The organism is Desulfosoma sp. (assembly GCF_052743555.1).
The window spans coordinates 169,697-189,879 of record NZ_JBRAHS010000001.1 but is presented as its reverse complement, the minus strand read 5'-3'; the positions used below and the strand labels follow the sequence as shown (position 1 = coordinate 189,879).

Sequence of the window (20,183 nt, the reverse complement as noted above, 5' to 3'; positions counted from 1 at the left end):
AGGTTTGAACAAGCTTTGCCGGCTCAATCTGCTCAGCCAATGGAGAAGGAACACTCTAAGATCTTTCGCCAAGACCTCTCGTTTTCCGCGGCGTACCTTTCAGACACCCTTCGACAAGGCGTAAGCCCTCTTTCCTTGTCTCAGATGCCTTCCTCGGCTATGGCCCTGTGGGTGGGACACCTTGTGGAGGGGGTGAAGCGGCCTGTGGTGGTGATCGCTTCCTCGGACCGAGAGGCCGGGTTTTTGGCGGAGGAAATTCGCTTTTTTCTCCAGTCTCGTCGAAGTGTGGATCCCTTGGAGCGAAAACTTCTGGTGTTTCCTTCCCGCTGCGGCCATCAAGCGCAGGTCCTGGGCAAGATGGCATCAACGGCCCAGAGGGTGGGAACACTGTGGAGCTTGAAAAACCTGGCGGGACCTTATGTTGTCGTCACCTCTGCCACCGCGGTTCTTGAAAAGGTGATTCCGCCGGCAGTGCTGGCGGAGAACAGTGAATACCGCGTCGTGGGAGAAATGCTGGACGTGGACGCTCTGGTGCGGCGCTTGGCCACCGGAGGCTACTACCCCGCGGCCCTTGTTGAGGAATATGGAGATTTCAGCCGCCGAGGCGGGGTGCTGGATGTGTACGTGCCCTTGTATGCGTGGCCGGTGCGCATGGAGTTTTCCGGGGATGTGTTGGAATCCATCCGTTTGTTTCACCCGGCAACCCAACGTTCCGTGGCGACGCTGGAGGAAGTGGTGCTGGCGCCGGCCGGCGAAATCGTGCTCAATGACACGGTGCGCCAGCGGGCACAGCGCCTTTTGATGGAAGACGTCCGTGCGGGTCGGCTCAGCCCCTCTCTGGGCAATCTGTGGCGGGAAAAACTGGAAACGGAGCATCAACCCTCGGCTTTTGAGACAGTGCTTTCGGTCTTCTACGAGGAATTGGCCTCCCTGTTTGATTACATGCCGCAGAATGCCGTCGTGCTCTGGTCCGATTACGCCGAAATCAAAAAGCAGCTGCATGACACTTACGGGCGGGTGCTCTGGGAGTGGGGCCGGGAGGATGACCAAGATCTGTGGCGGCGCCCGGTGGAGGAGCTTTTTCTGGCCCCGGAGTCCGTGGAAGTACTGGCTCAGCCTTTTCAAAACGTCTGGATCAATGCCATGGCGGATCGAAAAAAAGCAGCCGCGCACTGCGATGTGGGGGTACGGACCCAGAGCGACTTGTGCTTGGCCTTGAAGTCGCATCCCAAGAGGGAGAGGCTTTTGGAGCCCGTGGTGCACCAGGTTCGTTCCTGGCAGGATCAAGGGCTGTGTACCGTGATCGTCAGCGATCATCCCGAACAGTCCAAACGTCTCAAGGAACTGCTCAACCATTACGGTATGGAAGCGACGGGCACCTTTCGAGGTCGAGATCTGGTTTTTCCCCGTAAGCCCGAAGCACGAGAACTTTATCTGGCGGTCGGCCAGATTCGTTCCGGATTTGTTTGGCCTGGGCATCACTTGGCTGTGGTGTCGGAAACCGAGCTTTTTGGACGACGCCGAGCGCGCCCAGCACGAAAAAAAAGCCTGGCGGGCTTGTTTCTGAGTTCTTTTGAAGACTTACACGAGGGAGATTTGGTGGTTCACGTGGACCACGGCATCGGCGTCTACCGAGGGCTTGTGCATTTGACGGTAGGACCGATGGAGAGCGATTTTCTTCAGCTGGACTACCAGGACGGTGATCGCCTCTATGTGCCCGTGGACAAGCTGCACAAGGTGCAGAAGTACCTAGGGCTGGAAGGCGCCGAAGTGCGGGTGGACAAGCTGGGGGGCAAGGCTTGGGAAGCCGCCAAGAGAAAGGCCCAAGAGTCCGCCGAGAGGGTGGCGGAAGAACTGCTCAAGATCTACGCTCTTCGCCATATTCGTGAAGGCACGGTGTTCAGCCCGCCGGACAGTGTCTTTCGCGAATTTGAGGCGACCTTTGCCTTTGAAGAAACGCCGGATCAGATGCGCGCCATTGAAGATGTTTTGCAGGACATGTGCTCGCCGCGCCCCATGGATCGACTCATCTGCGGAGACGTGGGCTATGGAAAAACGGAAGTGGCTCTGCGGGCCGCCTTTAAAGCGGCCATGGACGGCAAGCAGGTGGCCATGCTTACCCCCACCACCCTCTTGGCCGAGCAGCACTTTGCCACTTTTCAGGAGCGCCTCAAGGATTTTCCGGTGACCGTGGATGTGCTCAGCCGATTCCGCACGCCAGGGGAACAAAGGCGCATTCTGGAAAGGTTGCAGTCCGGAAGCCTGGACATCGTCATCGGCACTCATCGGCTTCTGCAAAAGGATGTGGTGTTCAAGGACTTGGGTTTGCTCATCATTGACGAGGAGCAACGTTTTGGAGTGCGCCACAAGGAGCGGATCAAAGAAATGCGGGTGGCCGTGGATGTGCTCTCCCTGACGGCGACCCCCATTCCCAGAACCCTTCACATGGCGTTGACGGGCATTTGGGATCTCAGCATCATCGAAACAGCGCCCCAGGATCGCAAGGCCGTGGAAACAGTGGTGTGCCCCTTTGAGGAACTCACCATTCGGGAGGCGATCACGCGGGAACTGCGGCGCGGCGGCCAAGTGTTCTTTGTGCATAATCACGTCCAAACGATTCTGCGCATGGCCGACAAGATTCGATCCCTCGTGCCCGAAGCCCGTGTGGAAGTGGCTCACGGCCAGATGAAGGAGCGGGACCTTGAAAAGATCATGATGGATTTCGTGCACAGAAAGGTGGACGTGTTGGTGTGCACAACCATCATTGAGTCGGGTCTGGATATTCCTGCGGCCAACACCATCCTCATTAACCGCGCGGACAAGATGGGCCTGGCGCAAATTTACCAACTGCGCGGCCGTGTGGGCCGTTCCGCGGAACAAGCCTACGCCTACCTGCTGATTCCCGGAGAACATCTGGTCACCCGGGATGCGTTGAAAAGGCTTCGAGCTCTGATGGATTTCAGTGAACTGGGGTCCGGATTTAAAATCGCTCTCAACGATTTGCAGATTCGAGGGGGCGGCACCATTCTGGGATCAGCGCAATCGGGACACATTGCTTCCGTCGGCTACGAACTCTACCTGGAACTTCTGGAGGAGACCATTCGCAAGATGAAAGGCGAGGTGGTGGAAGAAGACTTTCCAGATCCCGAAATCGCCTTGCCTGTGGCCGCGTATGTGCCGACTCCTTTCATGCCCGTTGCGGACCAAAGGCTTGTCGCCTACAAACGTTTGTCTGGAGCGAAGACTCAACAGGAAATCGACGACATTGCCAAGGAATGGCGAGATCGCTTCGGGCCTTTGCCTGATGAAGCCAAATCGTTGCTTTTACTGGCGCGATTGCGGCTCCTGATGAGAGCCCTGCGCATCACGCGCCTGGAAGGCACAAGCACCACCGTGACCTTGACCTTCATAGAAGCGCCGCGCCTGGATGGCATCCTGGAGCCCTTGTCCGATGCCAAATGCTTGGTCACCATGCAAGGGGAGCGGAAAATGCGGGTAGAAATGGACGCGCGCACCCCTTTGGCGGCCCTGGTTCGACTGAAAAGGATCTTGCAAGCGCTGGTGGATCATGGTAGGGACCATAGTCAATTCAATAGGTTAGTTTCGCCCTTTCCCACTGACCGTGACCTTTCGGTGGGCGTAGGGGGTGAGGGTTTTTCTGACCGGAAAGGACGCAAGGCGCGATGAGACCGAGTGTGTGGCAAGCCATGGCGGTGGGGTTGTTGGCGGCGTTGAGTTTCCTGGGTGTGCCGAAGGTGGGCCGTGCCGAGACGGTGGATTGGATTGTGGCTGTGGTCAATGACGATGTGATTTTGAACAGCGAGCTGCAGCGCCGTGTGGAGGACGTCGTGAAGGCGGGGCAGCTGCGTGACGCCGCTCCTCTGGGCCCGGCGGACGCTTTGCGCAAGGACGTCTTGCGGCAGATGATTCGCGATAAGCTGACAGCTCAAGAAGTTGCGCGGCTCAAAATCACGGTGAACGAATCCGAAGTTGAAGAGGCCTTGGCCTCCATTCAAAGCGCCAACAATATGAGCCGTCAGCAGCTGGAAGCCATGCTTCGAGAGGAAGGCCGCACATTGGAGCAGTTCAAAAAGGTGATCCGCCAGGACATGGAGAGAGCCCGGTTGATCGAAAGGGTTCTAAAATCCAAGACGTTGATCACCGACGAACAGGTTCAGGCCGCCTTGAGCCGTGAGATGCGAAGTCCTGAGGAAGAAAGGCATCTGGCGGTGATTTTTCTTTCGGCCCCCGAGGCTCCTGAAGCGCGACAAGCGGTGCGCTTGAAAGCCCACGAAATTCTCAAGCGCATTCGTCAAGGCGAAAATTTTGCCGAATTGGCCCGTGCCTACTCTCAAGGACCCGAAGCGCAGAACGGGGGGGATATCGGCACCATCAAGGCCAAGAACATGGCGCCGGCATTGGAACAGGCGACACGGAATTTGGAGCCGGGCCAGGTGAGTGACGTTTTGGAATCCACCAACGGGTTCTATGTGCTGAAGCTGATGGACGTGAAGAGGCCCAAGCCTGGGGCTGTGGACGAAAGGGTCAAGGAAAAGGTGCGGCAAGAACTGTTTCGCATGGAAGTCAATCGCAAGTATGATCAATGGATTCGCGATTTGGAGGCCAAGTCCTATATTCAGATTCATTTGGAGCCTCCAACGTCGGGATCCTAAAAGCTTGCACGGTGAGCGGCTCTTGCCGGATGAGGAGATGGGATGCCCACGGACGCTCTTAAGGATATCGGAGCTTTTCTCGAAAGTGAGCGAAAGCGACAACAGATCAGCCTTGAAGAGCTTTCCGAGCACACGCGGATCAGCGTGCGTATGCTCCAGGCATTGGAAGCCGGGGAATACGACGTGATCGGAACACCTCTGCTCATACGAGGATTTCTCAAGGTGTACTGTCAAGCCTTGGGAGTGGATCCCCAACCGATATTGGAAGAGTACGGTTCGGATATTCGTCGCTACGACAACGAAAGCGAGCGATTGAGCCGATTTCAATCCTGGATGAAAGGAACGCAAAAGAAAAGCGGCGCGTTCCTTATCCTTTTTCTCATCTTGGCCTTTGGCGTGACCGCGGCGGGGTTATGGGCCGTGTGGTGGCCGAAGTATCAAATGAAAAGGTCGGAGAAGGCGCAATCGACCTTTGAGGCCGTGTACCCGCAGCAAGAACTGCCGGGGGACTTGGCCCGAAAAAAGGGCGCAGGGGAACTCAAGGAAGCCTCTCAGGACACTCAAGCACCCCGGCCGGGCGCCTTGCCGGAAGGGGAATCTCTGGCCCTCTTGCCGGAGTCTGGAACGGGCGAAGCGGGACCCCGGGGACCCGAGGGGACGCCTATGCCCAATCCCGAAGGGGAGAAGAGGGGGGTTGGCGCCCCGGCCGCTTCACCTGAGACCAAAGTGCCGGAATCCGAGACCAACCGTGCGGGACAGTCGGCTTCCGCACATACGCTTCGCATCATGGCCGATGAAGAAGCATGGATTCAGGTCCAGGTGGACGATGAAAAGCCCCACAACCGCATCCTCAAGCCCGGCGAAAGCGCCCAATGGACCCTTGCCCGGTCTGCCCGAATCTGGACGGGAAACGCTGGAGGGATTCGCGTCTCGTGGGACGGAAAATCCCTCAAACCTTTGGGCAAAAGGGGTGAGGTGTTGCGGGTGAAACTTCCCGACGCCCGGTACCTGGAAAATCCCTGAGTCGCTCATGAACCTTGTGGAAACCGAAGCGGTGGTTTTGCACGCCAGTGACTACGGTGAGTCCGACCGCATCGTCACCTTCTTTACTCTGACTTCGGGGCTGGTACGGGCCATGGCCAAGGGGGCTCGACGCAGTCGAGAACGTTTTGTGCACGCCTTTGAGTCCCACAGCGTGGTCCGGCTGAGCTTTCGACAACGCAAAGGGCTTGGCTGGGTGGAGTCCTGCCGTTTGTTGGAAGGCAACCTGGCCTTGCGATGCGATCCTTCGCGCTGGGCTTATGCAGGACTGCTTGGGGAAACCACCTTGCGTCTTCACCCGGAGCACCTTCCCAATCCCCAGTTTTACGCGCTTTTGTGCGGCGCGCTGGCCCGGTTGGGCATCGAACGCGATCCCGTCAACGTGGCCGCCCTTTTTCTGGTGCGGGGCATTCACCTCGTGGGAGGCTTGCCCTCTCTGGAATCCTGTGGTCAGTGTGGGCAAAAGCTTCGTGAAGGCTCGACCTGGAGTTTATCTTTGGGTACAGGCCGGTTTGCATGCCCCACTCATGCCATGAACCATACCGGGGCCGTCACGTTGGACCAGGGATCTGCCGTCTTGTTGCAGGTCATGCTCCAAGGACCTGTGGAAAAGATCTGGAGATTTCGGTTGCGCAAAGGGGTGGCCTGTGACCTGGTGCGGGCTGGTGTGGCGTGGGTTGAGGAGCAGACCGGGCAGCAACTCAAGAGTCGCCGCCTGTTGAACTGTGGTCAGATCCCCCAGGGGACCGAGGAAAGCAGGCCCTGACGAGATCATGGAAAGGTGCGGTGCATGCGGCCCACGGCTCTTTCATCCCTGTGGGGTGACGCATGGGCCAGGATGGATGGGGAGCGTAAACATCTATGGAATGGATGCAGCGTTTTGAAGCCGTGGCGGTTTATGCGCCTTGGGTGGCTGTCCCGCTAGCTTTTTTGGGAGGGGTGCTTGCCGGCTTTACGCCTTGCACCTACCCCATGATTCCCATCACGGTGGCCTTCATCGGAAATCGGGCTCAGGGACGCCGCCTCAGAGCCTTTGTTTTATCCCTCATCTACGTCACCGGCATGGCTGTGGTCTATTCGGCCTTGGGCCTTATAGCGGCGCTGACCGGCCGCCTCTTTGGTTCCTTGACCATGAATCCCTGGGTGTTTTTGGCTGTCGGCAATCTGTGTTTGTGCCTGGCCTTAATGATGCTGGAAGTGATTCCCGTGCCTTCATTCGGCGTGTTCAGTCGGTTTCAGGTGCGGCCCGTTGCCAGCCATGACGCCTTTTCCAGTTTCCTGATGGGTGGGGCTTCGGCCCTGGTGGTGGGCCCCTGCACCACGCCCATTCTGGGCGGCCTCCTGACCGTGGTGGCCACGGGACAACAGCTTCTCTGGGGAACCTTGATGCTTGTCGCGTTTGCCTACGGCATGGGTGTGCTCATCATCCTGGTGGGGACCTTTACGGGCCTTTTGGCCTCCCTGCCACGATCGGGACTGTGGATGCGCAGAATCCAGCGTGTTTTTGCGGTGGTCATGATTGGAACAGCGGAATACTTCTTCGTCAAGGCAGGAGAGATGTGGTTATGAAAGGGCGAATAGAACAAGTGCTTTTGGGGTGCATGGTGGGACTGTGCTTGTGGGCTTCGTCACCCGTCTTTGCCAAGTCCATGATCGACAAGGTCTTGGGGCTGATCGGCGCCTCAGGCGTCAGCGCCCCAAGAGACTTTGATTTGCCAAGCACCGAGGGGGAGCGGGTGCGTTTGAGTGAATATCGAGGTAAGAAGGCGGTTCTGCTGTACTTTTGGGCCATCTGGTGTCCGTCATGCCAGGCCGTCAAGCCGGAATTGGTCAAGCTGCGACAGAAGACCCCCAAAGATCAGCTGGAAATTCTGGGCATTAATGTGGGATCAGGAGATTCCTTTGAGCGCGTGCAGCGGTATCAAAAAGCGCACCCCATGCCGTTCAAGATCCTTTATGATGCGGACGGCGGCGTCACCAGAGCCTTTGATGTGCGCGGAATTCCTCTATTCGTGGTGGTGGACAAGAACGGCACGATCGTTTATCGTAACTATCAATTGCCTTCGGACATTCGGCGTATCATTCAATGACATCGTTCTAAAGGCCTGTGCATGAAAGACATTTTGACCATCATCATGGCAGGTGGGCGCGGCGAAAGACTCATGCCCTTGACACGGGACCGATGCAAACCGGCAGTCCCCTTTGGCGGTATCTATCGGCTGATCGATATTCCCTTGAGCAACTGCGTCAATTCGCAACTCTATAAGATTCTCGTGTTTACCCAATACAAGTCCCAATCCCTGGTGGATCATCTGGAGGACGGCTGGAACATTTTTTCGGGGGCTTTGGGCCATTACCTAAGAATCGTCGCGCCGCAGCAAAGGCTGGGGGAAGATTGGTACCGAGGCACGGCGGATTCGGTGCGCCAAAACCTGTACCTCATCGAAAGGGAAAGACCCCATCACGTGCTCATCTTGTCCGGGGATCACGTTTATAAAATGGATTACACATTGTTTCGCCGTTTCCACGAAGAAAAACAGGCTGACGTGACAGTGAGCCTTCTGGAGGTGGACCGTGCCACGGCCTCTGCCTTTGGCATCGCCGAAGTGGATGCCGAATATCGTATCTGCGGGTTTGAGGAAAAACCCAAGGACCCCAAGCCGATGCCCGAGGATGCTTCCCGAAGCCTGGCCTCGATGGGCATCTACCTCTTCAAGCGGGACGTGCTTTTGAGTGTGCTGAAGGAAAGTGATGACGAAGATTTCGGTCGGGACGTCATTCCTCGACTGGTGCGGGAAGCCAGAGTCTATGCTTATCCCTACCGGCGCTACAATCTCATCAAGGACGACGTGCCCGTCTATGACCCGGAAATGGGCTACCATTTCAAGACACAGTATCCAACACGGGATTCCAGCTACTGGCGCGACGTGGGCAGCCTGGATGCTTACTGGAACGCCAACATGGACCTGACAGGCATGGCGCCTTTCTTTAACCTTCACGGTCGACGCTGGCCCATGAGAGGCCTGCAACGGCAGGTGCCTCCAGCCAAATTTGTGGTGTCTGGCGGGGATCCGGCATCTTTGCGTGCCGGCACGGCCCGGGATTCCGTGGTGCCCCATGGTTGCCTCATCAGCGGCGGGATCGTCCGCCACTCGGTCCTGTCCTACAACGTAATTGTCAACAGTCATGCAGAAGTGGATGAATCGGTGATCATGGACAACGTAGAAATCGGACACCATTGTCGCATCAAAAAGGCCATCATCGACAAGGACAACGTCATTCCTCCGCACACAGAAATCGGCGTCTCACCCCAGGAAGATCGCACGCGTTTTGTAGTGACGCCGCGAGGCATCACTGTGGTGCCTCGAGGTGCCTTTCCGAGGCCTTAAACGACCCTGCAAAGGAAGAGCCCAACCCGTTTCCGCCGGTGTTTGGCTCAAAGATCCGGCTGCGAGCAAAGCTTTTCGGCCCTTAATGCAGCTCGCCGCTTCTCACAAAACATTGGGCCAATGGCAACGGTCCCTCAGCCATGAGAGCGTCAGCGCTCAGCGTAGGGAGGTCAACCCTGTCGTGACTGAAGCCTCTTCCCTGAGAGATCAAGGATCTTGTCTGAGGGCTCGTTTTTGCGGAATGACAATCCTGTATTTTATGGAGTTACCAATCCAGATACAGCCAAAATCGGCCTTGTGGGACAGGGCTTTGCGGGAAACAAGGGCGCGGTTTTCGAGAGCGCGGTCATTGCATGATCTCCACAGACGCTCACGGCGCGCAAGAAGCGGGCGGTCTTAAACATCTGGCAGGGTTGTGGAAAATGCGGCACGAATCATGAGGCTTGCGAAGCCCTGAGGGGGAAAAGATCAGGAAAGCCCGGACAAGCTCAATTTCTTTTTGACGACACCCGTTTGTGGGTCCTCAATGGATTTTTCCGTGAAGCGCACGGCGTGCAGACTTTCCACCGCTTTCCATGAGGATTCGGGCCCGATGATCACAGTCCCCGCAGCCACCACACCTTCCACCGTGATTTCGGGACGTTCCTTTTTCATTTTGGCCCATTGCGTGAGGCCCCGCACTTCCTCTTCCAGATCGGCCAGGTCACGAGCGCATTGGCTGCAGCGGTCCACCAGTCGACGGAGCGATGATTTGAGAGCATCCTGCACTTGAAAAAGCTTTTCCACCTTTTGTTCGGCATCCTGAATGGCCTTTTGAAGGTTTTCCAGCTGTGCTTGAGCCGAGGGGCTCTCAACGGCTGCCCGGTCCTCCTCAAGTTTTCGAATTTCCAGAAGGGTTCGGTCCTGAAACTGCACCGTTCTTCCAATGGCCAGTTCGATATCGTTCAGCACTTTTCTTTGTCGGGTTTCCGCCTTCTTAAATCGCAAGCCTCGATTCTTCAGGTGCTGCATGCGATCCCGGAGGCCGCTCAATCTCCTTTTCAAAATCGGGTCTTCGCCCATGACAAGCCGGCAGGCCTTGGACTTTTCCGATCCCACATGCAAAAGGAACATCTTTGCGGCTGCCGTGATCTGGGAGGACAAGACGGTAGCGGTGGGGGCCAGCAGGGATCCGGAGGTTTCTAAGGTACAGTCCACGATGCTGCTGGAAACGGCGACGTCCCCGCAGGCGCGCACTGTGCTGCCCGCAAGATGCCGCGCTTTGACCTGGCCTTCGGCCTGGATGAACGCATTGATGACGCCCCCGGAAATCATGACGTTGCCTTCGGCCAGGATCTCTGCGCCGTGAACTTCGGCAGCGGTCACCGAGGCGGCCTTGACGCGAAAACCCGCAGTGATGGCGCCACTGATTTTCACATCGCCGTCAAAGATCACGTGGCCTGTTTTGAGGTCCACATCGCCGAAGATTTCCAGTTCCGAATGGACGCTGATTTTGCCGTCCGCGCTGATTTGAGGGCGTCCGCTTCGCGCTGCCAAAACTTGACACCCGTCTTCGGAACGGACCACTCCTTTTCCACAGCGCAGGATGATGTCCATGGGCTTGGGCGGTTCGATGGGATGACCGAAGACGTCGGTGCCTGGAGTTCCCGGCGTCGGAGGAATTCTTTCAGCCAAAAGGTCCCCCTCGCGAACCAGAGGAATTTCCCCTCGGTCTCGAAAGTCCACGGATCCCCCTTTGCGCAGACGGCCGACCTTGAGAGGGTCCGTATCGAAATGGTATTGAATGGAGGCATTGCGCCCGGGCACGGGAGGATCGCCTCGAGCCACCACAACGGAGCCTTTGACACCCGGTTTGGCACATATCTTCGTCACGATGTCCGTACTTAAAAGGGTGCCATAACAGATGCCGCGTTTTTCGATGAAGGCACGCAGTTCGACCAGGGTAAGATTCGGCGGTGGCTTCTTCGTCCACACCAGGGACGCTTCCAAGCGGTCCGAAGACACCACCACGTCAAAAACCTCCTCAAGGACTTGAAGGCGCTCAGGCGAAATAAACGTCGCCGTGGACGGGGGCATCGTGGGGGCTTCGGGAGTGGCGGCCGTCTTCGTCGGTGAAGCGGTGGATGCCGCAAAAGCGTCCTTTAAAGCCTCAATGGCGCTGTGATCCAGTATGTTTTCTTCGTAGAGGATCTGCTCAATGGCATAATATTTTCTTTCCCGCTTAAAGAGTTCCATCTGGCGGGCAAGAGCACGCTTCTCGTCCCGCGGAAGCAATAAACCTTTGGTCACCGCATAGTGCAGAAGAGGTCTTTCCTGGTCTCGGAGTTTGAAAAAACGCTGGAGCTTGAGAAGCGCCTTCATCTGCGAGGGGGTGATGACCCCCATGTCCACGAGAATTTCTCCAAGATGCTTTTTCTCGCCCGCCGCTGCCAGAGCCTCTTGAGTTTTCAAGGCCTTTTGCACGATTTCCTTCGTGGCCAGCCCGTACCGTATCACCAGTTTGCCGAATACAAAGTGGGCATTCGTCTTGAAATCCTTGTTTTCAAGGGCCATGGCAAGCCTTTCGCTGTGAGAGGACCATATGCGCCAAGACGTTTTCTACAGCTACAGAATCGTCACCAAAACGTCAAGCGATTGACACAAGGAAAGACCCCAGGCCATGGTTCGGCGAAGGCTTTGACGCCATGGATTTAGAGGGTGAGGGTGCGCCGTTCTCCCTTGGTGGCCTGTTCGAAATGGTATGCGGCTCGCAAAACGGTGGCTTCGCCCAGGTGGGGTCCCAGGATCTGGACGCCGATGGGCAACCCGGCCGCGGTGTAGCCGCAGGGAATGGACAGGCCGGGAATGCCGGCAAGGCTTGCCGGTAGAGTGAAGACGTCGTTGAGGTACATTTGCAGAGGATTTTGGGTTTTCTCGCCCAGGACAAAGGCTGCTGTGGGGGACACCGGAGCCAGCAACACGTCACAGTGCTCAAAGGCCTTGAAGAAATCCTGGCGAATCAGAGTGCGCACCTGGGAGGCTTTACGATAGTAAGCGTCGTAGTAGCCGGAAGACAGACAATAGGTTCCCAGCATGATGCGTCGTTTCACTTCGGTACCGAATCCCCGGCGGCGGGATTCCTTGTACATAGTGAGAAGGTCGCGTGCTTCGGAAAACCTGTAACCGTATTTGACTCCGTCATAACGGGCCAGGTTTGAGCTGGCTTCTGCCGGCGCAATAATGTAATAGGCGGCCACGCCGTAATCGGTGTGGGGAAGGGAGACATCCCGGAGGTCGGCTCCGAGGTCTTGAAAGATGCGGCAGGCTTTTTCGATGGCCGCCGCCACTTCGGCATCCATGCCCTCGTTGACGTATTCCTTGGGCAAGCCGACACGAAGTCCTCGAATGGGCAAGGTCAACGCGGACGGGTAATCCTCCGTGGACTGGGCGATGGATGTGGAATCTTTGGGATCGTGGCCGGCCAGCACGGCGAGCAAAAGAGCCGCATCGCGCACATCCTTGGTCATGGGGCCGACTTGGTCCAGGGAAGAGGCAAAAGCCACCAGGCCGTAACGGGAAACGCGTCCATAAGTGGGCTTCAAACCGACAATGCCGCAAAAGGAAGCCGGCTGACGAATGGAACCGCCCGTATCCGTTCCCAAAGCGGCAGCACACAGGTCGGCGGCGACGGCGGCGGCCGACCCGCCACTGGATCCTCCGGGCACACGGCTCATATCCCAAGGGTTTTTGACGGGGCCAAAGGCTGAATTTTCATTGGAGGAGCCCATGGCGAATTCATCCATGTTGGTTTTACCCAATAGAATGGCTCCCGCCGCTCTTAGCCGTTCGACCGCCGTGGCGTCGTAAGGAGGGTTGAAATGTTCAAGCATCTTGGATCCGCATGTGGTGCGAATGCCTTTGGTGCACAGGACATCCTTGACGGCCAAAGGGACGCCGGCCAGAGGCAAATCGGTAAGGCTTCTGCGGCCCGTATCGTAGTCCTGGGCGTCTTGAAGAGCCTGTTCGGCCGTGACCGTGATAAAACAGTTGAGGTGAGGGTTCAGCCTTTGGATGCGGTCCAGATACGCACGAACCACTTCCGTCACACTGCATCGCTTCGCCAAGAGGGCTTCTCGAAGCCCGTGAATGCTCAGATGCGTCACGGACGCCTCTTCCTTTCCTTTGCCGGATTCAAATGACTCGGGGCACCACGAAATTGGCGCCGTCGCTTTGCGGCGCGTTGGACAGAGCGCGATCCCGATCCAGGGAACGATGGACCTCGTCGGGCCGAAACACGTTTTCCTGCTTGATGGCATGGGTTGTGGGAGGCACGTTGGAGGTGTCCACTTCGTTGAGCTTGTCCATGTATTGCAAAATGATGTTAAGATGTTGCGTCATGGCCGTCTCCTCCTCGCCACTTAGGCTGAGCCGAGCCAATTCCGCCACATGACGCACTTCCTGCAACGTGATCTTATCCATAGGTGCTCCCTCACGGTTCATCACATGATCGGCTCTTCTCCATGCCGTTTTCGTGCATGCCATGCTACCACAAACGCGGGCGCCCTCACAAGGATGGGTTGCAGTTCGACACCGTTACCTCTAAGATTTGTCCCTGAAGTTTTAGGATCGCTGTTACAAGAGCACTGAGGATGGTTCATGGACATCACACTCACGCCACAGCAGCAGGAAGCCGTAACATTCATCGGCCGGCCGGTTTTGGTCGCCGCGGGTGCTGGAAGCGGCAAAACGCGAACTCTGACGGCCAAAATCGCCTATTTGGTCAAGAGCCTGGGGTACGATCCCGAGCGAATACTGGCCATCACTTTTACCAACAAGGCCGCCGAGGAAATGAAACGGCGCCTGGAAGCCATGACGGGGCGCCCTGCCCGAGCCTTTCCCTGGGTGCGCACCTTTCACAGCGCCTGTTTCCACATTCTCAAAGAACACTGTGAGCTCTTGGGTTATACGCGGCCTTTGAGTATCCATACCGAACACCAGCAGCGCATGGACATGAAAAAGGCGCTGGCGGAACTGGACATTGATACGACGTACCTTAATGCCTATCGAGCCATAGTTTCTCGAGCCAAGAACAGTGTTGATCCTTGGGGTTATTTGGCTCAATCAAGCCGCCTGTTCCGCCTTCAGGAAGTGTTTGAATTGTACAATCAGATTTTGGCGCAACATAATGCTGTGGATTTCGATGACATTCTGGCCCTAACGCGAGAGCTTCTCACCACGAACGAAGCCGTGCGACGACGCTGCCAGAACCTGTTCGATTACGTGCTGGTGGACGAATTCCAGGACTCCAACGCCGTGCAGTGCCGCATCATGGATTTGTTACTGCGCGATGGCAATCTCACGGCTGTGGGAGACGACTACCAAAGCATTTACCAATTTCGTGGCGCGGATCCCTCCTTTTTCATCCATTTTCCAAAGAATTATCCTCAGGCCAAAATCGTTCGGCTAGAAGAAAATTTTCGATCCACACGCCCCATTGTGGCGGCGGCTGAAGGTCTCATCGCCCATAATGTTTCCCGAATCGAAAAGAAATGCTTCAGCCGTCGCAACGGTCAGCCCGTGGAAGTGCGTCAGTTTCCCAGCGACGATGACGAAGCCCAGTGGGTGGCGCAGCGTTGCCGGGCTTTGCATTTAGACCGGGGAATACCCTTTCGGGACATGGCGGTGCTCTATCGCACCAAATTCTGTTCCATGGTGTTGGAACGGGCCATGCGACACAAGGGAGTCCCCTACACCATAATGGGAGGGCGCGGTTTTTTTGAGCGGCGCGAGGTGCAGGACATTCACGCCTATCTCATGAGCGCCGTGAATCCCAAGGACGATGTGGCTTTTGAGCGCATCATCAACGTGCCGCGAAGGGGACTGGGAAGTGCCACCCTGAAAAAGATTTTGGCTACCGGAGGGTCCGGCACACCGCTTCAGGAAAAATGTCGACGTGCCCTGGAACGGAGGCTGCTCGGCAAAAAAGTGGCCGTGGCCATGGAAGAGCTCTTGAGCCTCTTGGATCGCCTTCGAGGCCTCAAGCCCCATGAAGCCATACAAGCCGTTGTCGAAACCTGCCGGTATGAAGACTACCTCAGGGGCATCAGCGAAGGAGAAGACGATTTCATTGCGCGAAGAGAAAACATCGAGCAGATGGTGGATGCAGCGCGCCAAGCCTCAGACATGGAATCCTATCTGGAATCGTGTGCGCTGATTCGCGAAGACCAAGACGATGCGGAAGCGGGAGCCGGAGTGCGCCTGGCCACCTTTCATGCGGCCAAGGGCCTGGAGTTTCAGGTGGTCTTTGTCATCGGCATTGAAGAAGGTCTGCTGCCCCATTGGCGCTCCTTGCACCTGGAAGGCACGCCCGTCGAAGGCCGGGGCGAAGAAAGTCTTCAGGGTCTTGAAGAAGAACGGCGGCTTCTGTATGTGGCCATGACCCGCGCCGTTGGAGAACTGTATCTGTCCCATGCCATGATTCGAAAGGGGGATCTGGTGAAGCCGAGCCGCTTCTTGTCGGAACTTCCCGAAGAATGTATTGTGCGGCGGAGTTGGTGAGCGAGGGAAGAAAATGTTGTGGAAAGCGGCAACGTTCAATGTCAACGGCGTGCGGGCGCGGCTGGACCAGCTCATGGCCTGGATTTCCCAGCAGCATCCCCACGTGCTGTGCCTTCAGGAAACAAAATGCCAGGAAGCGGTGTTTCCTCGGCAGGCCTTGGAGGCGCTTGGCTATGAGGTACTGATTAAGGGAGAAAAATCCTTTAATGGTGTGGCGGTGCTGACGAGGAAGACGCCGAAGTCTGTGATCATGAAAACCGGGGATGCCGTGGTGGACGGCGAGGCGCGGTTCCTGGCCGCACAGGTGCACGGCATATGGGTCGTCAACACCTATGTGCCTCAAGGGCGCGCCCCTGACGATCCCGCATTTCGCTATAAGCTGGATTTTTTGGATCGAGTGGGCCGATGGATTCAGGAACGCTTTTCCCCTCAGGATCCCCTAGTGTGGACGGGTGACCTCAATGTGGCTCCGGAAGCCATGGACGTCTACGATCCCAAAAGGCTGGAAGGCGAAGTGGGCTTTCATCCCGAGGAACGAGCCAAGCTGAAGGACATCATGGCCTGGGGTTTGGTGGATCTTTTTCGCCGCATGCATCCCCAGGTCAAGCAGTTTACCTTCTGGGATTATCGACTCCCCAAGAGCTTTGATCGCAACCTGGGCTGGCGCCTCGATCACATGCTGGTGACGGAGCCCATGGCGCATAGATGTGTGGAATGCTTTGTGGACCCCGGCCCAAGGGCGCAGAGCAAACCGAGTGATCACACGCCCTTGGTGGCCGTCTTTGACCTGAGCTCGCTTCCCGGAGAGACGTAACCATGGTTCTTGGCGTTTCCACTTCTTGGGCGGCAGGCCAAATCACCCACGGTCGGGACGTGGTGGAAGCCTGCAAAGCATTGCAGGTGGACGGCTTGGAATTGGACTACCGGCTGCCCCCACCCGTGTTTCGGCAGGTAGTGACGGGGTTAAGGGGGTCAGAACTGAAAGTTTTCAGTCTCCACAATTTTTGCCCTGTGCCCGACTCGGTACCGTGGGATCGGGTCTGCGCCGAGCCGTTTCTTTTAAGCCACACGGATCGTGAGGAACGCCTTCGAGCTGTCCAATGGACGGTGAAGACCATGGAGCATGCCAATGACCTGGAGGCTCCTTTCGTGGTGTTGCATTGCGGTCGCGTGGCCATGGATGCCGAACTATCCACTTTAATGGCCCTGTGGGAAACCGGCGGAGCGCAGGGCTCCGAATACCAGGCGCTTTTGGAGCGCAAGCAGGCCGAACGCCGGGCTCGGCGCAAGCCTTTCCTGGATGCGCTGCTCTGGAGCCTGGACCGGCTGGCTCAAGAAGCGCAACGGCTCCACATTGTTCTCGGCCTGGAAAATCGAGCCCACTACCACGAAATGCCAAACACCGAGGAATATCAGATACTCTTCCATGAGTTGGAAGGGGCGCCCTTGGCTTACTGGCACGATACGGGACATGGACACCTCATGGAAACCTTCGGATGGGGAAACCCAACGGAAATCCTCAACGCTTGGCAACATCAACTCGCGGGGATTCATGTGCACGATGCCGAGGGAAAGACTGATCATCTGCCGCCCGGCTTCGGCCGAATCCAGCTGGAATCCGTCGTCCGCCTCGCGTGCCGCGTGGGTTGTCCTTTGATCGTGGAGCTGAAAGCCGGCACGAAGACAGAGGACCTTCGGGCGGGCGTGGATCATGTGCGAAAGTTCATGGAAACCGTGGCCGAACCCGTGGAGAATCCCCATGAAACGACATCGCATTCCTGTTTTCACACATGATCTTTTTCGGAAATCCTATACACGGGATCCGGCGGCGGCGCCCGGAAGGTTGGAGTGTATTCGCGACGCCATTGCCGATGTGAGCGAGTTTCACGAGGCGCTGCCGGCGTCCTGGGAAGATATTCAAAGGGTGCATACGCCCCGGCACATTCAAGACGTCATTCGAGAAGGGCTGGATCCTGTGGCGTCGTTGGCCGCAGGAGCCACCGTGATGGCCGCTGTGGAAGGATTGCAAGGGCCTTCCTTTGCCTTGGTGCGACCTCCCGGACATCATGCTTCTGCGGACAGTTCCTGGGGCTTTTGCTATTATAACAATGTGGCCATCGCCCTGGAACACCTCAAACACCATGGTCATATTCGTACGGCCTATGTGCTGGATTTCGACCTTCACTACGGAGACGGCACCGTCAACATTTTGGCGGAAAGAGGTTACGCCGCGATCCTGAACCCGCAGACCGAGGACCGCAAAGAGTATCTTCGACAGGTGGAAAAGGATTTGGCCGAAGCTCAGGCCACTATCATCGCAGTGTCGGCGGGCTTTGATGCGCATCAACAAGACTGGGGAGGCGTGCTTTTGACCGAAGACTATGCGGCCCTGGGATTCATGATACATGCGGCCTGTGAACGTCTGGGCATCGGATGTTTCGCCGCGCTTGAAGGGGGATACAATCACGCAGTGCTTGGAAAAAATGTTCGAGCCTTTCTGTTGGGGCTTCTCGGCCGAGAAGAGCCGTTTCTGTCAAGGGCATGAAAGTTCTCGGCAAAAAAACAGTAGCCGCACGTAGACGGCGACGTGCCTTGCAGGTGCGTGCTGTCCATGGTGCCTTTGGGGTGGAGGGCATGGTTCATCCAAAGCGCATGATCTGGAGCAATTGCCTGCATGGGCTGGTGCTGCTGCTGGTTGTGGCCCTTGGTCTGGACAAGGCTTTCGGCGGCCTTCCCGAAACCACGGAACGGGTTCGTCCCTCCATTGTTGCGGTCGGCACGCATCAGCCCCTGCGGCGCCCGCCGTCGGTCTTTTTGGGCACGGGATTTGTCGTGGCCCAAGGGCGGCATATCTTGACCAATGCCCACGTGTTACCGGAAGCGCTGGATAAAGAGCACCGTGAAGTTCTTGCGGCTTTTGTCGGTCGGGGTTCCCAAGTGCACTGGAGGGAGCTGGAAGAGGTGGCTCGGGATCAGGAGCACGACGTGGTGCTTCTGCGCATGCACGGAGACCCCTTGCCGGCCCTGAAACTGGACCCGTCGTTGGCTCGAGAAGGGCAGGAGATCGCCTTTACGGGATTTCCTATCGGCATGGTGCTTGGCCTCTATCCTGTGACCCACCGAGGGATCATATCCGCCGTCAGCCCAATGGTGATCCCCGTCAAATCCGGACAGTCCCTGAGCCGTGATCTGGTGCAACGTCTCAAAAACCCCTTTGATGTCTATCAATTGGATGCTACGGCGTATCCGGGAAACAGTGGAAGCCCACTATTTCAGCCGGACACGGGCCGAGTCCTGGGAATCGTCAACAAGGTTCTGCTGACCCAAGGCAAAGAAAAAGTTTTAGAAACCCCGAGCGGTATCAGTTTTGCCGTTCCCATCGTGCATGCTGTCAATTTGATGCAAAAAGCCGGCGTGTCCCCTTAAAGGTCATCCTTTTCATCAACCATGGTCCGGCTCTGTGGACCGATAGAGAAACACATAATCCAAGCCGTTGATGGCAATGGTACACTCCGCCCCACGGGATTGAGCATAAACGAGCCAAGCTGGTTTGGAAGGGTCACAGCATGCCACGTTGGGTGAAAAAAACCCTCGGCGACCATCGTACCAGGCAAGAAGCATGGGATTTTTCAAGCGCGTTTCCGCTTCGCGGTCGGCCAATCGGCGGGCGTCGTCAAAGGTGAGGGTTCCCGGCTGGTCGGTGAGCTCTACGGGGTTTTCCAGCATCGATTTTTCCAGGGGAAAACATGTGTTAGCCAAGGGACCTGTCATGAGCGCTGGTCCTTTCTTCACTTTTCATGCACGCGGTGAACGTGCAGCGGCGTTTTTGTGCCTGGAAAGCGCAGGGTCATGTGACCACATCTTCCTTTTCAAAAAGTCGCAACGCCTCGGAGTCGGCTTTTTCCATAGCGTCTATCCACCCCTGAACCCTTTGCGCTCCGTAAGCGGCTTTCCACGCCTCCACGATGACGGATACTGGAATGTCAGCATACTCTCCATGATATGCTACGTATTCCATAAATTTTTGCTGTTGTTTGTTGTAGGGATGAAACAGGGAATCCTTTAGACCGTCGAAAGTCAGAGGATCTATGCCGTGGCGCAGGCACAGTTCTTTGTTGAAGGCCGGGGTGGCCTTTACCCAGCGGCCCTGAAGAAAAAGGTCTGTATAACCGTGAAAGACGAAGAGGTTTGAGCCCAGGTATTCCAGAAGCTGCTTCGTGGCCAAATGATTCTTGACGGTGGCAAACCCTACGCGAGCGGGTATGCCGTGGGAGCGCGCCAGCGCGCAAAGAAGACCTGCTTTGGGGATGCAAAAGCTTCGGCCTCGCCTCAGGACCTCACTTGCCTGGTAGTGCTCCGGCCGATAGAAAGGTGAATAGGGATCGTAGCGGATTTGATCGCGCACCGCCTCGTACAGTCGAACGGCTTTTTCCACGGCGTCTTTGGCCTTTCCGACGGCTTGGCGCGAAAACTCGAGAACTCGTGGATGCTTCCAGTCCAAAATGGCCGTTGGTTCCAAGTATTGTTGCATTGTGGGTCCTTC

General features: G+C 56.8%; 17 protein-coding genes. 12 read left to right on the top strand and 5 right to left on the bottom strand.

Going from position 1 to position 20,183, the window contains the following annotated elements; genetic code table 11:
- Positions 1–39: 39 nt before the first annotated feature.
- The 7 genes from mfd to glgC all read left to right on the top strand — a co-directional run bounded on the left by mfd (position 40) and on the right by glgC (position 9,103).
- Positions 40–3,687 (top strand): transcription-repair coupling factor, encoded by a 3,648-nt coding sequence (gene mfd, locus ACUVSA_RS00880; RefSeq protein ID WP_445893431.1) that lies wholly within the window; start codon positions 40–42, stop codon positions 3,685–3,687.
- Positions 3,684–4,673, top strand: a complete 990-nt coding sequence (locus tag ACUVSA_RS00875; RefSeq protein ID WP_445893430.1) for a peptidylprolyl isomerase — start codon at positions 3,684–3,686, stop codon at positions 4,671–4,673. The genes mfd and ACUVSA_RS00875 overlap by 4 nt, the downstream gene beginning before the upstream one ends.
- A gap of 42 nt (positions 4,674–4,715) precedes the next feature.
- Positions 4,716–5,696, top strand: coding sequence for a helix-turn-helix domain-containing protein (locus tag ACUVSA_RS00870; RefSeq protein ID WP_445893429.1), 981 nt, complete (start codon positions 4,716–4,718; stop codon positions 5,694–5,696).
- A gap of 7 nt (positions 5,697–5,703) precedes the next feature.
- Complete coding sequence (gene recO, locus ACUVSA_RS00865) at positions 5,704–6,480, top strand: DNA repair protein RecO (protein ID WP_445891441.1); 777 nt, start codon at positions 5,704–5,706, stop codon at positions 6,478–6,480.
- Between the two features lie 95 nt (positions 6,481–6,575).
- Positions 6,576–7,283: a cytochrome c biogenesis protein CcdA gene (locus ACUVSA_RS00860; protein ID WP_445893428.1), complete on the top strand. Its 708-nt coding sequence runs from the start codon at positions 6,576–6,578 to the stop codon at positions 7,281–7,283.
- Positions 7,280–7,804, top strand: coding sequence for a peroxiredoxin family protein (locus ACUVSA_RS00855; RefSeq protein WP_445893427.1), 525 nt, complete (start codon positions 7,280–7,282; stop codon positions 7,802–7,804). Before ACUVSA_RS00860 ends, ACUVSA_RS00855 begins: the two co-directional genes overlap by 4 nt.
- A gap of 21 nt (positions 7,805–7,825) precedes the next feature.
- Positions 7,826–9,103, top strand: a complete 1,278-nt coding sequence (gene glgC / locus ACUVSA_RS00850; RefSeq protein ID WP_445893426.1) for a glucose-1-phosphate adenylyltransferase — start codon at positions 7,826–7,828, stop codon at positions 9,101–9,103.
- 468 nt (positions 9,104–9,571) lie between these two features.
- Here the strand turns inward: glgC and ACUVSA_RS00845 are convergent, their stop codons facing one another.
- The 3 genes from ACUVSA_RS00845 to gatC form a co-directional block, all read right to left on the bottom strand.
- Positions 9,572–11,656: a flagellar assembly protein A gene (locus ACUVSA_RS00845; protein ID WP_445893425.1), complete on the bottom strand. Its 2,085-nt coding sequence runs from the start codon at positions 11,654–11,656 to the stop codon at positions 9,572–9,574.
- A 137-nt stretch (positions 11,657–11,793) separates the two neighbouring features.
- Positions 11,794–13,245, bottom strand: a complete 1,452-nt coding sequence (gatA, locus tag ACUVSA_RS00840) for an Asp-tRNA(Asn)/Glu-tRNA(Gln) amidotransferase subunit GatA (RefSeq protein WP_445893424.1) — start codon at positions 13,243–13,245, stop codon at positions 11,794–11,796.
- A 28-nt stretch (positions 13,246–13,273) separates the two neighbouring features.
- Positions 13,274–13,561, bottom strand: a complete 288-nt coding sequence (gatC, locus tag ACUVSA_RS00835; protein WP_445891447.1) for an Asp-tRNA(Asn)/Glu-tRNA(Gln) amidotransferase subunit GatC — start codon at positions 13,559–13,561, stop codon at positions 13,274–13,276.
- 177 nt (positions 13,562–13,738) lie between these two features.
- Between gatC and ACUVSA_RS00830 the strand changes: the two genes are divergently transcribed.
- The 5 genes from ACUVSA_RS00830 to ACUVSA_RS00810 all read left to right on the top strand — a co-directional run bounded on the left by ACUVSA_RS00830 (position 13,739) and on the right by ACUVSA_RS00810 (position 19,066).
- Positions 13,739–15,640, top strand: coding sequence for an ATP-dependent helicase (locus ACUVSA_RS00830; RefSeq protein WP_445893423.1), 1,902 nt, complete (start codon positions 13,739–13,741; stop codon positions 15,638–15,640).
- Between the two features lie 13 nt (positions 15,641–15,653).
- Positions 15,654–16,454: an exodeoxyribonuclease III gene (gene xth / locus ACUVSA_RS00825; RefSeq protein ID WP_445893422.1), complete on the top strand. Its 801-nt coding sequence runs from the start codon at positions 15,654–15,656 to the stop codon at positions 16,452–16,454.
- A gap of 2 nt (positions 16,455–16,456) precedes the next feature.
- Complete coding sequence (locus ACUVSA_RS00820) at positions 16,457–17,434, top strand: sugar phosphate isomerase/epimerase family protein (protein ID WP_445893421.1); 978 nt, start codon at positions 16,457–16,459, stop codon at positions 17,432–17,434.
- Positions 17,400–18,185 (top strand): histone deacetylase family protein, encoded by a 786-nt coding sequence (locus ACUVSA_RS00815; protein ID WP_445893420.1) that lies wholly within the window; start codon positions 17,400–17,402, stop codon positions 18,183–18,185. Before ACUVSA_RS00820 ends, ACUVSA_RS00815 begins: the two co-directional genes overlap by 35 nt.
- A gap of 89 nt (positions 18,186–18,274) precedes the next feature.
- Complete coding sequence (locus ACUVSA_RS00810; RefSeq protein ID WP_445891452.1) at positions 18,275–19,066, top strand: S1 family peptidase; 792 nt, start codon at positions 18,275–18,277, stop codon at positions 19,064–19,066.
- 15 nt (positions 19,067–19,081) lie between these two features.
- Here the strand turns inward: ACUVSA_RS00810 and ACUVSA_RS00805 are convergent, their stop codons facing one another.
- Together ACUVSA_RS00805 and ACUVSA_RS00800 are read right to left on the bottom strand one after the other, a co-directional pair.
- Entirely contained in the window at positions 19,082–19,399 is a 318-nt protein-coding gene (locus ACUVSA_RS00805; protein WP_445893419.1) for an AF1514 family protein, read from the bottom strand.
- Between the two features lie 88 nt (positions 19,400–19,487).
- Positions 19,488–20,171, bottom strand: coding sequence for a transglutaminase-like domain-containing protein (locus ACUVSA_RS00800; protein WP_445891454.1), 684 nt, complete (start codon positions 20,169–20,171; stop codon positions 19,488–19,490).
- Positions 20,172–20,183 lie beyond the last annotated feature (12 nt).